Source organism: Vibrio makurazakiensis (genome assembly GCF_050337375.1).
Lineage (GTDB): Bacteria > Pseudomonadota > Gammaproteobacteria > Enterobacterales > Vibrionaceae > Vibrio > Vibrio makurazakiensis.
This window is the reverse complement of sequence record NZ_JAKJSW010000031.1, coordinates 1-15,682: the sequence shown is the minus strand read 5'-3', so window position 1 is coordinate 15,682 and position 15,682 is coordinate 1. Positions and strand designations below refer to the sequence as shown.

Below are 15,682 nucleotides of genomic sequence, written 5' to 3'. Positions count from 1 at the left end.
AGCCCAGCGCAAGCAGTTACGCAACGATAGCCGTCAGATTTTATTCAATAAAAAAGCGCCGTAGGGGTAACCTACGGCGCTTTCATTTAATCAGACCAAATTACTTATGGTATGGCTTAGATAGCTCATGAACAGCTTTCACGAACTCACCTGCATTCTCAGGCGGCACATCTAGGTGGATGCCGTGACCAAGGTTAAATACGTGGCCAGTACCCGCATCACCGAATCCTTCAAGGATTGAAGCAACTTCTTCACGGATACGTTCTGGTTGAGCGTAAAGGATTGATGGATCCATATTACCTTGTAGAGCAACCTTATCGCCGATTCGTGCTTTCGCATCAGCAATGTTGATTGTCCAGTCTAGGCCTACGGCATCACAACCTGTTGCTGCGATAGACTCAAGCCACATGCCACCGTTCTTAGTAAACAGAGTAACAGGAACGCGGCGACCTTCGTTTTCACGAATTAGGCCATCAACAATTTTATGCATGTATTGCAGTGAGAATAGGTTGTAATCACGAGGAGTAAGTACACCACCCCATGTATCAAATACCATTACCGATTGAGCACCCGCTTTAATTTGCGCGTTTAGGTATTCGATAACACTGTCAGCTAGCTTATCTAGAAGCAGATGCAGTGTTTGTGGTTCTGCGTACATCATTTTCTTAATCTTAGTGAACGCTTTAGAGCTTCCACCTTCAACCATGTATGTAGCAAGAGTCCATGGGCTACCAGAGAAACCAATCAGTGGTACTTCACCTTTTAGATCTTTACGGATCTGACGAACTGCATTCATTACGTATTGCAACTCACCTTCAGGATCTGGTAAACCGATTTTCTCTACGTCCGCTTTACATGTAATAGGGCGCTCAAATTTCGGGCCTTCACCAGTCTCAAAGTACAGACCAAGCCCCATGGCATCAGGGATAGTCAAAATGTCTGAGAACAAGATTGCCGCATCAAGAGGGAAACGACGTAAAGGTTGAAGCGTTACTTCAGACGCTAATTCCGCATTCTTACACAAAGACATGAAATCACCCGCTTCTGCACGAGTAGCTTTGTATTCTGGAAGGTAGCGACCAGCTTGACGCATCATCCAGACTGGAGTGTGGTCTACAGGTTGCTTTAACAGTGCGCGTAAATAGCGATCATTCTTTAATTCGGTCATTCCGTTAAATTCCAATTCAATCTTGTCTATTTTGAAGTTGTGTATTCTAACACTGATTGAGGTCTAAAAGCTGTGTGCTTTGCAACCTAGATCAAGTTATTAAGTTTTAAATCAATGCTTAATTTGCACCCAATAGGGGGGCATGTTAAAAATTTGTTCGCTAGCGAAAATAACAATTATAAACTGAGTACTTAGTGCTCAGCATCTCATAACGACATCTTACTTACCCCCTCCACTTGTGGAGGGTTTTTTTTGCTTATTTTTCAGAAGCTTTTGCGTTTTTCGCTTGAAACACAACCTGTTCAATCAACGCTCTTGCGATGGTTCCTTTAGGAGCAATATCAGGTAGTTCGTCAACTTCAAACCATTTAGCATCAGCTAATTCACTGTAATCTGGCTTTACAATTCCACCAGCATACTCAGCTAAAAAACCCATCATCATACTGGAAGGGAATGCCCAAGGCTGGCTGCCAAAGTACTCTATTGTTTTTACATCAATCCCTGTCTCTTCTTTCACTTCTCTTGCTACGCATTGCTCTAACGTTTCACCGACTTCTAGAAAGCCAGCAATCACAGTGTACATCCCCGTCTTATGCCGAGGGTGTTGAGCTAGTAGTATTTGGGAACCTTTACGAACGGCTACGATAATACAAGGAAAAATTCGAGGGTAATGTAGTGTTCGGCAATCACCACACTGCATGGCAATTTGATTATGATTCAGAAAATTACGGCCGCCACACTGCGGGCAAAAGCGCATAGTCTGGCTCATATGACCATACTGAATAGCTTTACTGGCAAGCAAGAATTGAGCTTCATTCCAATGCAATAAATTCCGCAATGACGAGAGTTCAACGGACGACTCTAACTCCGACTCATTGACCCAATACACAGGGTGATCTAAATAGGTACCCACTAAGATCGCATGATCAATAGGGAGATTAAAATCACTAGCCAGTCCAAAAGGCAAAGCATCATTTATTGTCCAAATATCGCTACCCGAAACAACACACCAATACGCAGGCCTTACAAACTTTTTGTCACTTTTTTYTAACATCCTTGCCTCTCGCTGCTTGCAGTTCGTTCATTTTACTGGCAATCTAATTTCATACTAGAGTTGTTGCAAAGAATTATTTGGCCATTTACTTTAGTATTAACAATAATATAAAACAGGCCCTTACTTCGGCAATTTACTTTGATCACAAGACTGTGATCAGATCATGAGGACATGGTCATGCTAAATAAATTCAAACAGACACAAGAACAATGGGGTGGCTCTAATGAAGTCATCGATCACTGGCTAGAAACTCGCCAATCCTTGATTGTCGAATATTGTAAGCTTGCGGCACTTCAACCTTGCTCGACAAAGACAGCAACCGTCACTGAACTTCCTTCTCCTGCAGAGCTTCAAGGCTTCTGCCAACATCTAGTCGATTATATCTCTGAAGGTCACTTCAAAATTTATGACATGGTTATGGATAAGTGGCAATCAACTGGTTTTAAAGTCACTGAAGAAATCAATCAGACATACGGGCATATAGTTCTCACTACAGAGCCGCTACTGAACTTTACAGATAGCTACGCAGCTATCGCAGACAATGATGAACTCGAATCATTTGATAGTGATTTATCACTGATTGGTGAGATTATTGAGGCGAGGTTTGAGGTTGAAGACCAACTAATACAACAGATTGCCGATAGTCTAGCGGTTCCGCCAGGAGCTTAATTGGCTGAGCTATTTCCTAAGCTTGCCATCGTGCAAGCTTTTCGTTTTTCCTGAATTCCACCCTAGTACAACCCCTACCGTCATTTAGCCTTTCGTAGTCCTTCAGCTCTCACATGAATTTTAAGATTAGACCCTTAGCCTATTCAGCATCAATTAAAACCTCATTGTATAAACTCACCGTTCATCACTTTCGAACTTAATGAATACAATATGTCTACAGACACTTTCTCAAACAATAAATACAAAAAAGGCACCCGAAGGTGCCTTTTTTTAGTTCTAATGAACAATCGACTTAACGATTACTCGTCAGAAGAGAAGCCAGCATTTAGAAGTGCTGCAAGGTTATCTGTCGCTTGTTCAGCTGACGGGCCTTCTTGCTCTTCACGTTGCTTTTGACGGTCTTGGTGGTATGCGAAACCAGTACCAGCTGGGATCAGACGACCAACAATAACGTTCTCTTTCAGACCGCGAAGGTCATCACGCTTACCAGAAACCGCAGCTTCTGTTAGTACGCGAGTCGTTTCTTGGAACGATGCAGCTGAGATAAATGACTCAGTTGCTAGAGATGCTTTAGTGATACCTAGTAGGTCACGTTCGAAGCGAACTAGTTCTTTACCTTCTGCCTCTAGAGCACGGTTAGCAATCTTAACGTTGTGGTATTCAACTTGCTCACCAGGTAGGAACTGAGAATCACCTGAATGCGTGATCGTACACTTACGTAGCATTTGACGAACGATAGTCTCAATGTGCTTATCGTTAATCTTAACGCCTTGTAAGCGGTATACTTCTTGAACTTCGTTCGCGATGTACTGAGTCACAGCGTGGATACCACGTAGACGCAGGATATCGTGTGGAGTTTCAGGACCGTCGGCGATTACATCACCACGTTCAATCTTCTCACCTTCAAACACGTTCAATTGACGATGCTTAGGAATCATCTCTTCGTAGTTATCACCGCCTTCACGAGTGATTACTAGACGACGCTTACCTTTCGTTTCTTTACCGAAAGACACAGTACCTGTGTGCTCAGCAAGGATCGCAGGCTCTTTAGGCTTACGAGCTTCGAATAGGTCAGCTACGCGTGGTAGACCACCGGTGATATCTTTGTTTCCGCTCGATTTTTGAGGGATACGAGATAGTGTGTCACCAATGCCAACTTCAGCGCCATCTTCGATGTTTACAATAGCTTTACCAGGTAGGAAGTAGTGAGCTGGCATATCAGTACCAGGGATCATTACATCGTTGCCTGCTGCATCAACAAGTTTGATAGCTGGACGCATATCTTTACCTGCTGCTGGACGAGCTGCTGCATCAGTTACTTCAGAAGAAGATAGACCTGTTAGGTCATCTGTCTGACGAGAAACTGTAATACCATCGATCATGTCAACGAATTGGATACGACCTGCCACCTCAGTGATGATAGGCATGGTATGCGCTTCCCAGTTAGCTACAACTTCGCCAGCAGTTACTGCTGCGTTGTCGCCTTTGGTTAGCATCGAACCGTAAGGAAGTTTGTGCTTCTCTTTAGTACGGCCGAACTCATCAACAATCGTCATCTCAGATGCACGAGAAGTGATAACCAGTTTCTTATCGTTGTTTACTACGAACTTAGCATTGTGAAGTTTCACAGTACCAGTTGTCTTAGCTTGGATGCTGTTCTCTGCTGCTGCAGTAGATGCTGCACCACCGATGTGGAACGTACGCATCGTTAGCTGTGTACCCGGTTCACCGATAGATTGTGCAGCGATAACACCAACTGCTTCACCTTGGTTCACTAGGTGACCACGTGCTAGGTCACGACCGTAACACTGTGCACAACAACCGAAGTCTGCATCACAGGTAACAACTGAGCGCACTTTCATGCTATCTACAGAGTTGTCTTCCATGATCTGACACCACTTCTCATCAATCAGAGTATTACGTGGGATCAGTACATCTTCAGTACCAGGCTTAAGAACGTCTTCTGCTACTACACGACCAAGAGCAAGCTCAGAAAGTGCAACTTTAACATCACCACCTTCGATGTGAGGCATCATGTCGATACCTTCATGCGTGCCACAGTCATGTTCGTGAACTACAACATCTTGTGCAACGTCAACTAGACGACGAGTTAGGTAACCCGAGTTAGCTGTTTTCAGTGCTGTATCCGCAAGACCCTTACGAGCACCGTGCGTTGAGATAAAGTACTGAAGGACGTTTAGACCTTCTTTAAAGTTCGCAGTGATCGGCGTTTCGATGATTGAACCATCTGGACGCGCCATCAGACCACGCATACCTGCTAGCTGACGAATCTGTGCAGCAGAACCACGTGCGCCCGAGTCGGCCATCATGTAGATACTGTTGAACGATTCTTGCTGCTCTTCTTCACCATCACGGTTAATAACAGTTTCAGAAGATAGGTTATCCATCATCGCTTTCGCAACGCGGTCATTCGTAGATGCCCAGATATCGATAACTTTGTTGTAACGCTCACCCGCAGTAACAAGACCAGATTGGAATTGCTCTTGGATTTCACGAACTTCTTCTTCAGCAGATTCGATTTCGTCGTACTTCGCTTGAGGTACAACCATGTCGTTGATACCTACAGAAACACCAGAAAGTGCAGCGTAAGCGAAACCAGCGTACATAATTTGGTCAGCAAAGATTACCGTGTCTTTAAGACCAAGCTTACGGTACGCTTCGTTAAGCAGAGTAGAAATTTGCTTCTTACCTAGCTTTTGGTTAACGATGCTGAACGGTAGACCTTTCGGTACGATTTGCCATAGCATTGCACGACCAACAGTCGTATCAACCAAACCAGTGTTTGTTGTGCTATTGCCGTCTTCGTCTACTACAGTTTCAGTGATACGTACTTTAACGCGAGCGTGTAGCTCAGCAGTCTTAGTACGGTATGCCTTCTCAGCCTCAGCAGGGCCAGCAAGGTACATACCTTCACCTTTCACGTTGATCTTGTCACGTGTCATGTAGTAAAGACCCAATACAACGTCCTGAGAAGGTACGATGATCGGATCACCTGATGCTGGCGACAGAATGTTATTCGTCGACATCATTAGGGTACGAGCTTCTAGCTGTGCTTCTAAAGTTAGAGGCACGTGTACAGCCATTTGGTCACCATCGAAGTCGGCGTTGTATGCCGCACACACTAGTGGGTGAAGCTGAATCGCTTTACCTTCGATTAGTACTGGTTCAAACGCTTGGATACCAAGACGGTGAAGTGTTGGTGCACGGTTAAGCAGTACTGGGTGTTCGCGGATAACTTCATCTAGGATATCCCAAACGATAGCTTCTTCGCGCTCAACCATCTTCTTAGCAGCTTTGATTGTCGTAGCCATGCCACGAGTTTCTAACTTGCTGTAGATGAATGGTTTAAATAGCTCTAGTGCCATCTTCTTAGGAAGACCACACTGGTGTAGACGAAGGTATGGACCTACTGTGATTACAGAACGGCCAGAGTAGTCTACACGCTTACCTAGAAGGTTTTGACGGAAACGACCTTGTTTACCCTTGATCATATCAGCAAGAGATTTCAGAGGACGCTTGTTCGAACCTGTGATTGCACGACCACGACGACCGTTATCTAGAAGGGCATCAACAGACTCTTGCAGCATACGCTTTTCGTTACGTACGATGATGTCTGGAGCCGCTAGCTCTAGAAGACGCTTCAAACGGTTGTTACGGTTGATCACGCGACGGTAAAGGTCGTTCAGATCTGAAGTCGCAAAACGACCGCCATCTAGAGGTACTAGAGGACGTAGATCTGGCGGAAGTACCGGTAGAACTGTCAGAATCATCCACTGCGGATCGTTACCCGATGCAATGAACGCTTCAACTAGTTTTAGGCGCTTAGTAACTTTCTTACGCTTAGTTTCAGAGTTAGTTGTTTCCAACTCTTCGCGCATCTCTTCCACTTCTTGATGAAGGTCCATTGTAGAAAGCAGATCTTTGATCGCTTCAGCACCCATCTTAGCAGTGAATTCGTCACCCCACTCTTCTAGGCGATCCAGATACTCTTCTTCAGTAAGCATCTGAGATTTTTCTAGATCAGTCATGCCTGGTTCAGTTACTACGTACATTTCGAAGTAAAGAACACGCTCGATATCACGTAGAGGGATATCCATCAGCAAACCGATACGAGACGGTAGTGATTTAAGGAACCAGATGTGAGCAACTGGTGAAGCTAGCTCGATGTGGCCCATACGGTCACGACGAACTTTAGTTTGTGTAACTTCAACGCCACACTTCTCACAGATAACACCGCGGTGTTTCAGACGCTTGTATTTACCACAAAGACATTCGTAGTCTTTAACTGGACCAAAAATACGCGCACAGAACAGACCATCGCGTTCAGGTTTGAACGTACGATAGTTGATCGTTTCAGGTTTCTTAACTTCACCAAAAGACCATGAACGGATCATGTCTGGTGAAGATAGACCGATTTTGATTGCATCAAATTCTTCGGTCTTATGCTGTGCTTTTAGAAAGTTTAATAAGTCTTTCACATTCAGCTCCTGTAAGGAGTTAAAGGAGTTCACCGACTAAAGTGAACCCCCTTTACCAAGTAATCCAATCTTCTTTTAAAAAAGAGGGATTACTCTTCGTCTTCTAGCTCGATGTTGATACCTAGCGAGCGAATCTCTTTCAACAGTACGTTGAACGACTCTGGCATGCCAGGTTCCATGCTATGGTTGCCATCTACGATGTTTTTGTACATCTTAGTACGACCGTTAACGTCATCCGACTTAACTGTTAGCATTTCTTGTAGAGTATATGCAGCACCGTATGCTTCTAGTGCCCATACTTCCATCTCACCGAAACGCTGACCACCGAACTGAGCTTTACCACCAAGTGGTTGCTGAGTTACTAGGCTGTAAGAACCAGTTGAACGAGCATGCATCTTGTCATCAACCAAGTGGTTCAGTTTCAGCATGTACATGTAACCAACAGTTACAGGACGCTCAAACTCATCACCAGTACGACCATCAAACAGTTTAAGCTGACCAGATTCTGGCAGATCACCCAGTTTTAATAGATCTTTGATTAGAGACTCAGAAGCACCATCGAACACAGGAGTAGCAATCGGTAGACCGCCACGTAGGTTCTTAATCAGTGTACGAACTTGATCATCAGACAGTTCAGCAATATCAACTTTCTGACGAGTATCACCAAGATCATAAACCTTCTGTAGGAACTCACGGAACTTATGCAGTTCTTGTTGTTCCTTAACCATTTGGTTGATCTTGTCACCGATACCTTTCGCAGCCAAACCTAAGTGAACTTCTAGGATCTGACCGATGTTCATACGCGATGGTACACCCAGCGGGTTAAGTACGATGTCTACAGGCTGACCTTTCTCATCGTATGGCATGTCTTCAACAGGGTTAATCTTAGAGATTACACCTTTGTTACCGTGACGACCGGCCATCTTATCACCAGGCTGGATGCGACGTTTAACCGCTAGGTAAACTTTCACAATCTTAAGAACGCCAGGCGCTAGATCATCACCTTGAGTGATTTTACGACGCTTAGTTTCAAACTTCTTATCGAAGTCTGCTTTTAGCTCATCCCACTGCTCAGCAAGTTGCTCAAGCTGTGTTTGTAGCGCATCGTCTTCTAGAGCTTGCTCTAGCCATTGCTTACGACCGATAGCATCAAGCTTAGCTTCAGAGTAACCACCAGACAGAAGTACAGCTTTAACACGGTTAAGAAGACCACCTTCAAGAATTTGGAACTCTTCCGTAAGGTCTTTCTTAGCTTCTTTAAGCTGCATCTGTTCGATTTCAAGTGCACGTTTGTCTTTCTCTACGCCATCGCGAGTGAAGACTTGTACATCGATGATAGTACCCGAAACAGAGTTTGGTACACGTAGAGAAGTATCTTTAACATCAGATGCTTTCTCACCGAAGATTGCACGTAGTAGTTTCTCTTCAGGAGTCAGTTGAGTTTCACCTTTAGGCGTAACTTTACCAACTAGGATGTCGCCACCCTTAACTTCAGCACCAATGTAAACGATACCTGACTCGTCTAGTTTAGACAGAGCAGACTCACCTACGTTTGGAATATCAGCTGTGATCTCTTCAGAACCCAGCTTAGTATCACGTGCCACACAAGAAAGCTCTTGAATGTGGATAGTCGTGAAACGGTCTTCTTGAACTACGCGCTCAGATACTAAGATCGAGTCTTCGAAGTTGTAACCGTTCCAAGGCATGAATGCGATACGCATGTTCTGACCAAGTGCTAGCTCACCAAGGTCTGTTGAAGGACCGTCAGCTAGTACATCACCACGTGATACTGGTTCACCAGGTAGCACTGTAGGACGTTGGTTGATACATGTGTTTTGGTTCGAACGCGTGTACTTAGTTAGGTTGTAGATGTCGATACCAGCTTCGCCAGGAACTAACTCATCTTCATTAACCTTAACTACGATACGTGAAGCGTCTACAGACTGAACCTGACCACCACGCTTAGCAACCGCTGTAACACCAGAGTCAACTGCGATGTTACGCTCAATACCAGTACCTACTAGAGGCTTATCAGCCTTAAGCGTTGGTACAGCTTGACGTTGCATGTTGGCACCCATCAATGCACGGTTCGCATCATCGTGTTCTAGGAACGGGATAAGCGATGCAGCGATAGATACTACTTGGTTAGTCGCAACGTCCATGTAGTTAACATGGTCGCGAGGGTGAAGACCAGATTCACCTTTTTGACGAGCTGTGATCAGCTCCTCTGCAAACGTACCTTCTTCAGTAAGAACAGTGTTTGCCTGCGCGATTACGAATTGACCTTCCTGAATAGCAGATAGGTAATCAACTTCGTCTGTTACTACACCATCTACAACGCGACGGTACGGAGTTTCTAGGAAACCGTAATCGTTACAACGTGCAAACGCAGATAGTGAGTTAATTAGACCGATGTTTGGACCTTCTGGCGTTTCGATCGGACATAGACGACCATAGTGAGTTACGTGAACGTCACGTACTTCGAAGCCAGCGCGCTCACGAGTAAGACCACCAGGACCTAAAGCAGAGATACGACGCTTGTGCGTAACTTCTGACAATGGGTTGTTTTGGTCCATAAACTGTGAAAGCTGTGAAGAGCCAAAGAATTCTTTAACAGCAGCAGAGATCGGCTTAGCGTTGATTAGATCTTGAGGCATGATTGCATCAAGGTCACCAAGACTTAGACGTTCTTTAACGGCACGTTCTACACGAACTAGACCAACACGGAATTGGTTTTCTGCCATTTCACCTACAGAACGGATACGACGGTTGCCAAGGTGGTCGATATCGTCCACTTCGCCTTTACCGTTACGGATGCCAATCAGTTTCTTCATCACTTCAATGATGTCTGACTCATCCAGAGTACCACGCTCCTCTTCTTCTTCACGCTCGATAGAGCTGTTGAATTTCATACGGCCTACAGTTGATAGGTCGTAACGATCTTCTGAGAAGAATAGGCTTTCGAATAATGATTCTGCAGCTTCTTTCGTTGGTGGCTCGCCAGGACGCATCATGCGGTAGATTTCTACCAATGCAGAGATGCGATCTACTGTGCTATCTGCACGTAGAGTGTCTGACATGAATGGACCATGGTCTAGGTCATTCGTGAACAGAACTTCTAGAGATTTGTGACCTGCTTGAGAAAGGTTAGCAAGTGCCTCTAGTGTAATCTCTTGGTTTGCGCCAACGATGATCTCGCCAGTTGCTTCGTTGATGTAATCTTTCGCAGCAACTTTTTCAACGATGTACTCTACTGGTACTTCGATGTGCTCGACGCCATCTTTTTCAAGCTGACGGATGTGGCGAGCAGTAACACGACGACCAGTCTCAACGTAAGTTTTACCGTTCGCTTCAATGTCGAATGACGCAGTTTCACCACGTAGACGATCAGGAACCAACTCCATAAGAAGAGTTTGGTCTTTCACTTCGAAGTTCACTTTGTCGAAGAACAGATCTAGGATCTCTTCTGTAGACTTACCAAGTGCACGAAGGATGATTGAAGCAGGTAGCTTACGACGACGGTCGATACGTACGAATAAGTTATCCTTAGGATCGAACTCAAAGTCTAACCATGAGCCACGGTAAGGAATTACACGTGCGTTATAAAGAACTTTACCTGATGAGTGGGTCTTACCCTTATCGCTGTCGAAGAACACGCCTGGGCTTCGGTGCAGCTGGGATACGATAACCCTCTCGGTACCATTAATTACGAAAGTACCATTGTCTGTCATAAGCGGAATTTCGCCCATGTAGACTTCTTGTTCTTTAATGTCTTTTACAGTACCTGCTGGTGCGTCTCGATCAAAGATAACTAGGCGTAGTTTTACACGTAGTGGCTTTGAGTAAGTTACACCGCGGATTTGACATTCTTTAACGTCAAAAACTGGCTCACCAAGACGGTAGCTAACGTATTGCAGCTCAGAATTGCCGTTGTAGCTCTGAATTGGAAATACAGAACGGAAAGCAGCTTCAAGACCGTATTGACCTTCAGGATCCTGTTCGATGAATTTATCGAAAGAATCAAGCTGGATCGATAGTAGGTATGGAATGTCCAAAACTTGTGGACGAGTACCAAAATCCTTACGGATGCGCTTTTTCTCGGTATAGGAGTAAACCATGGGGTTCCTCAGCTCGCTGATAAGTGACCCAAACCACCCAAAACACTCTTAAGAGGGGGCGGTGACAATCAGCTGTTTACTGTAGTGAACAATCATTTCGAAAAAATGACTATTTTTTTTGCTCAGCCTATGACGTTTAAACAGCGGGAAAATTCGTCATAGCCCTACAGCGCAAAAAGGCCGGTGGTTAATTAACCACCAGCCATTAGCCTTGCGGCTAAGAAATTAAGTAATAATTACTTAACTTCAACAGAAGCGCCAGCTTCTTCTAGCTGTGCTTTAAGAGCTTCAGCTTCAGCTTTGTCAACGCCTTCTTTAAGCGCTGCAGGAGCTGAGTCTACAAGACCTTTAGCTTCTTTAAGACCTAGGCCAGTTGCGCCACGTACAGCTTTGATAACTTGTACTTTGTTAGCGCCAGCAGCAGTTAGGATTACGTCGAATTCAGTTTGCTCAGCAGCAGCTTCAGCAGAAGCACCACCAGCTACAACTGCAGCAGCAGCAGTAACACCGAATTTCTCTTCCATAGCTTCGATAAGCTCAACAACTTGCATTACAGACATTTCTGCAACTGCGTCTAGGATTTGCTCGTTAGTAATAGACATAACAATTCTCTTTTAAGTCAACAATAAGTTTAAATAGCRACCAGTGAAAAGCAAGGCTTATGCCGCAGCTTCTTCTTTTYGGTCGCGAACAGCAGCGATAGTACGAACCAGCTTGCCAGCAGAAGCTTCTTTCATGCACATCATTAGGCGTGCGATAGCTTCGTCGTAAGTTGGTAGTGTCGCTAGTACTTCAGCATCAGTAACTGCGCCTTCAAATGCAGCAGCTTTGATCTCGAAATCTTTATTCTCTTTAGCGAAGTCTTTGAAAAGACGCGCTGCAGCACCTGGGTGCTCGTTAGAGAATGCGATCAGAGTTGGACCAGTGAAAGTGTCGTTTAGACACTCGTAGTCTGTACCCTGAACCGCACGGCGTGCTAGTGTGTTACGAACAACTCTCATGTAAACACCCGCTTCGCGAGCTTGTTTACGTAGAGAAGTCATCGCGCCAACAGTAACGCCACGAGAATCAGCTACAACTGCAGAAAGTGCACCACTGGCAGCTTCGTTGACTTCAGCAACAATTGCTTTTTTGTCTTGAAGATTTAAAGCCATTTGGATTAACCTCTGGTTGTGATTACAGCACTCAATACAAAATGTAATGAGCGTTTACGATGTTATTTAAAAATGAATAAATCCACTTCAAACTACAACATCGCCTACGTAGGTTTTATTAAGCCATATCTCCGAAGAGTACAGCGCCTACGGTCTTGGGATAGATGATCTGAATTGCTTCATAAATCACCCAACCACAAATATTAGGCGCAGAAGTATACACTAAATCTGCGCCTAAGCAAATTAGTTTGCTTGAGTATCAAGACTAGCTTGATCAACAGCAACACCAGCACCCATCGTAGTAGAGATGCTTACTTTCTTCAGGAAAGTACCTTTCGCTGAAGAAGGCTTAGCTTTCTTAAGAGCAACTAGAAGTGCTTCTAGGTTCTCTTGAAGCTCTTTAGCTTCGAAAGATGCTTTACCGATAGTAGTGTGGATGATGCCGTTCTTGTCGTTACGGTAACGAACCTGACCAGCTTTAGCATTTTTAACTGCTTCAGCAACGTTAGGAGTTACAGTTCCAACTTTAGGGTTTGGCATAAGGCCGCGTGGACCTAGGATAGTACCTAGCTGACCAACAACACGCATTGCATCTGGAGATGCAACAACTACGTCGAAGTTCATTTCGCCTTTCTTAACTTGCTCAGCAAGATCTTCCATACCTACGATATCTGCGCCAGCTGCTTTAGCTGCTTCTGCGTTTGCACCTTGAGTGAACACAGCAACGCGGATTTCACGGCCAGTACCGTGAGGTAGCACAGTTGCGCCACGTACGTTTTGGTCAGATTTACGAGCATCAATGCCTAGGTTAACAGCAACGTCAACAGACTCATTGAATTTAGCAGTAGCTAGTTCTTTAAGAAGAGCAACAGCTTCGTTGATATCGTACTCTTTAGTAACTTCAACTTTGTCGCGGATTACGCGCATACGCTTAGTAAGTTTTGCCATGATCTTATCCCTCTACCACTAGGCCCATTGAACGAGCAGTACCAGCGATTGAACGCTTCATAGCTTCAACATCAGCACCAGTCATATCAGCAGCTTTAGTTTCTGCGATTTCTTGGATTTGAGCGTCAGTTACAGTACCAACTTTTTCAGTGTTTGGACGACCTGAACCAGACTTAACGCCAGCGGCTTTCTTAAGAAGAACAGCAGCAGGTGGAGTCTTAGTTACGAACGTGAAAGAACGGTCGTTGTAAACAGTAATAACTACTGGAGTAGGTAGACCTTTCTCAACAGATTCTGTTTTTGCGTTGAACGCTTTACAGAATTCCATGATGTTCACGCCGTGTTGACCTAGAGCAGGACCAACCGGTGGACTTGGGTTTGCCATACCAGCTGCAACTTGCAGTTTGATATAAGCTTCAACTTTCTTAGCCATGATATTTCCTAAATTTTGGGTTCAGACGCCAACTATATTAAGTTAGCTCCCCGATTTTCATTGAAAACTTTTTACAGTAAGACCTGTAAAAAGGCGCGAAATTATAATCATAATTCGCGCCTTTAACAACCCTAAAAAGGTGATTTTTTATACTCTTTTATTTTGAACAGCTTACTAGATATTTATCCACAGCTTACTCAAATAATCGAGTTTTAGTCTAGTTTTTCAACCTGACCAAATTCAAGCTCAACAGGTGTTGCACGACCAAAGATCGATACAGATACCTTAATACGGCTCTTCTCGTAATCTACTTCTTCAACAGTACCGTTAAAGTCAGCAAATGGACCATCGTTCACGCGTACCACTTCACCAGCTTCAAACATCGTCTTAGGACGAGGAGCTTCGCTTGCTTTCTCTAAACGGTTAAGAATAGCGTCAGCTTCTTTATCTGTGATAGGTGCTGGACGATCAGAGGTACCACCAATGAAGCCCATTACACGAGGAATACTGCGAACTAAGTGCCATGATTCATCATTCATGATCATTTGCACAAGTACGTAGCCAGGGAAGAACTTACGTTCACTTTTACGACGTTGGCCTGCGCGCATTTCCACTACTTCTTCAGTAGGTACTAAAACATCGCCAAACAATTCTTCCATGTTGTGCATTTTAATATGCTCGCGTAGAGATTGTGCTACACGACCTTCAAAGCCAGAAAAGGCTTGAACTACATACCAACGTTTTTTTGGAGCTTCACTCATGAATCAGAACCCTCACACCCCAGTAGCAAAAGAAACTAGACGAACCATAATTCCGTCAATTCCCCAAAGCACTAGAGACATAACAATACATACAGCTAAAACGATCAACGTAGTTTGCATAGTTTCTTGACGCGTAGGCCAAACAACTTTGCGAATTTCAACTCGAGACTCTTGAGCGAACGTGATCGCAGCTTTACCTTTAGTTGTTGTCGCTGCAACGCCAAGTGCGGCAGCAATCAGCACAACTACACCTGCAGCGCGAATTACAACAGACAATTCACCATACAGGTAATTACCCACAACAGCGGCGGCTAGCAGAACAAAAGCGACTACCCACTTCAATGTATCTGCTGCACTTGAGCTATCAGGAGTTTCAGCGTTTGCTTTCATAAAACCAACCTGTGATAAGTCTTAAATATAGACGACAATAACCCCGCTGTTGCAGGGCACATTCCTTTGCGTTGCAAAACAACACATTTGATGAGCAAATTTTAAACAATCTGAGCATCGAACTCTGAACTAAAAATAGTCAATTTGATATGAAATCAAGTTACACTTTTTTTAGCGCAGAAAAAGGGCATCAAATGATGCCCTTTTTACTAGTGGTTAGTCAAATCTTATGCAAAGATTTTAGCTACAACACCAGCACCAACTGTACGGCCACCTTCGCGGATTGCGAAACGTAGACCTTCGTCCATTGCGATTGGAGCGATTAGCTCAACAGTCATTTGAACGTTGTCACCTGGCATTACCATTTCTACGCCTTCTGGTAGAGTGATATCGCCTGTTACGTCAGTTGTACGGAAGTAGAACTGTGGACGGTAACCCTTGAAGAAAGGAGTGTGACGGCCGCCTTCGTCTTTAGAAAGTACGTATAC

At 44.5% G+C, this 15,682-nt stretch carries 12 protein-coding genes; 1 reads left to right on the top strand and 11 read right to left on the bottom strand.

Going from position 1 to position 15,682, the window contains the following annotated elements; all coding sequences use genetic code 11:
* Positions 1–100: 100 nt before the first annotated feature.
* Positions 101–1,168 carry a uroporphyrinogen decarboxylase gene (hemE, locus tag L4C33_RS05310; protein WP_428811404.1) on the bottom strand — a complete coding sequence of 356 codons (1,068 nt, stop codon included), beginning with the start codon at positions 1,166–1,168 and terminating at the stop codon, positions 101–103.
* 256 nt (positions 1,169–1,424) lie between these two features.
* Entirely contained in the window at positions 1,425–2,222 is a 798-nt protein-coding gene (gene nudC, locus L4C33_RS05305) for an NAD(+) diphosphatase (protein WP_428811403.1), read from the bottom strand.
* 171 nt (positions 2,223–2,393) lie between these two features.
* On the opposite strand from nudC, the gene rsd reads away from it, so the two are divergent.
* Positions 2,394–2,891 (top strand): sigma D regulator, encoded by a 498-nt coding sequence (rsd, locus tag L4C33_RS05300; RefSeq protein WP_428811402.1) that lies wholly within the window; start codon positions 2,394–2,396, stop codon positions 2,889–2,891.
* 299 nt (positions 2,892–3,190) lie between these two features.
* Here the strand turns inward: rsd and rpoC are convergent, their stop codons facing one another.
* The 9 genes from rpoC to L4C33_RS05255 all read right to left on the bottom strand — a co-directional run.
* Positions 3,191–7,390, bottom strand: coding sequence for a DNA-directed RNA polymerase subunit beta' (rpoC, locus tag L4C33_RS05295; protein ID WP_428811401.1), 4,200 nt, complete (start codon positions 7,388–7,390; stop codon positions 3,191–3,193).
* Positions 7,391–7,479: 89 nt separating this feature from the next.
* Complete coding sequence (rpoB, locus tag L4C33_RS05290; protein WP_428811400.1) at positions 7,480–11,508, bottom strand: DNA-directed RNA polymerase subunit beta; 4,029 nt, start codon at positions 11,506–11,508, stop codon at positions 7,480–7,482.
* Between the two features lie 236 nt (positions 11,509–11,744).
* On the bottom strand, positions 11,745–12,110 hold the full coding sequence (gene rplL, locus L4C33_RS05285; RefSeq protein WP_009844674.1) for a 50S ribosomal protein L7/L12: 366 nt from the start codon (positions 12,108–12,110) through the stop codon (positions 11,745–11,747).
* Positions 12,111–12,167: 57 nt separating this feature from the next.
* Entirely contained in the window at positions 12,168–12,662 is a 495-nt protein-coding gene (rplJ, locus tag L4C33_RS05280) for a 50S ribosomal protein L10 (RefSeq protein WP_428811399.1), read from the bottom strand.
* Between the two features lie 243 nt (positions 12,663–12,905).
* On the bottom strand, positions 12,906–13,610 hold the full coding sequence (rplA, locus tag L4C33_RS05275) for a 50S ribosomal protein L1 (protein ID WP_428811398.1): 705 nt from the start codon (positions 13,608–13,610) through the stop codon (positions 12,906–12,908).
* Between the two features lie 4 nt (positions 13,611–13,614).
* Positions 13,615–14,043, bottom strand: coding sequence for a 50S ribosomal protein L11 (rplK, locus tag L4C33_RS05270; RefSeq protein ID WP_017035406.1), 429 nt, complete (start codon positions 14,041–14,043; stop codon positions 13,615–13,617).
* Positions 14,044–14,255: 212 nt separating this feature from the next.
* On the bottom strand, positions 14,256–14,804 hold the full coding sequence (nusG, locus tag L4C33_RS05265; RefSeq protein WP_032549909.1) for a transcription termination/antitermination protein NusG: 549 nt from the start codon (positions 14,802–14,804) through the stop codon (positions 14,256–14,258).
* Between the two features lie 12 nt (positions 14,805–14,816).
* Positions 14,817–15,194 (bottom strand): preprotein translocase subunit SecE, encoded by a 378-nt coding sequence (secE, locus tag L4C33_RS05260; RefSeq protein WP_428811397.1) that lies wholly within the window; start codon positions 15,192–15,194, stop codon positions 14,817–14,819.
* Between the two features lie 227 nt (positions 15,195–15,421).
* Positions 15,422–15,682: EF-Tu C-terminal domain-related protein (locus L4C33_RS05255; protein WP_489686428.1), on the bottom strand; the 261-nt coding region annotated here is incomplete at its 5' end.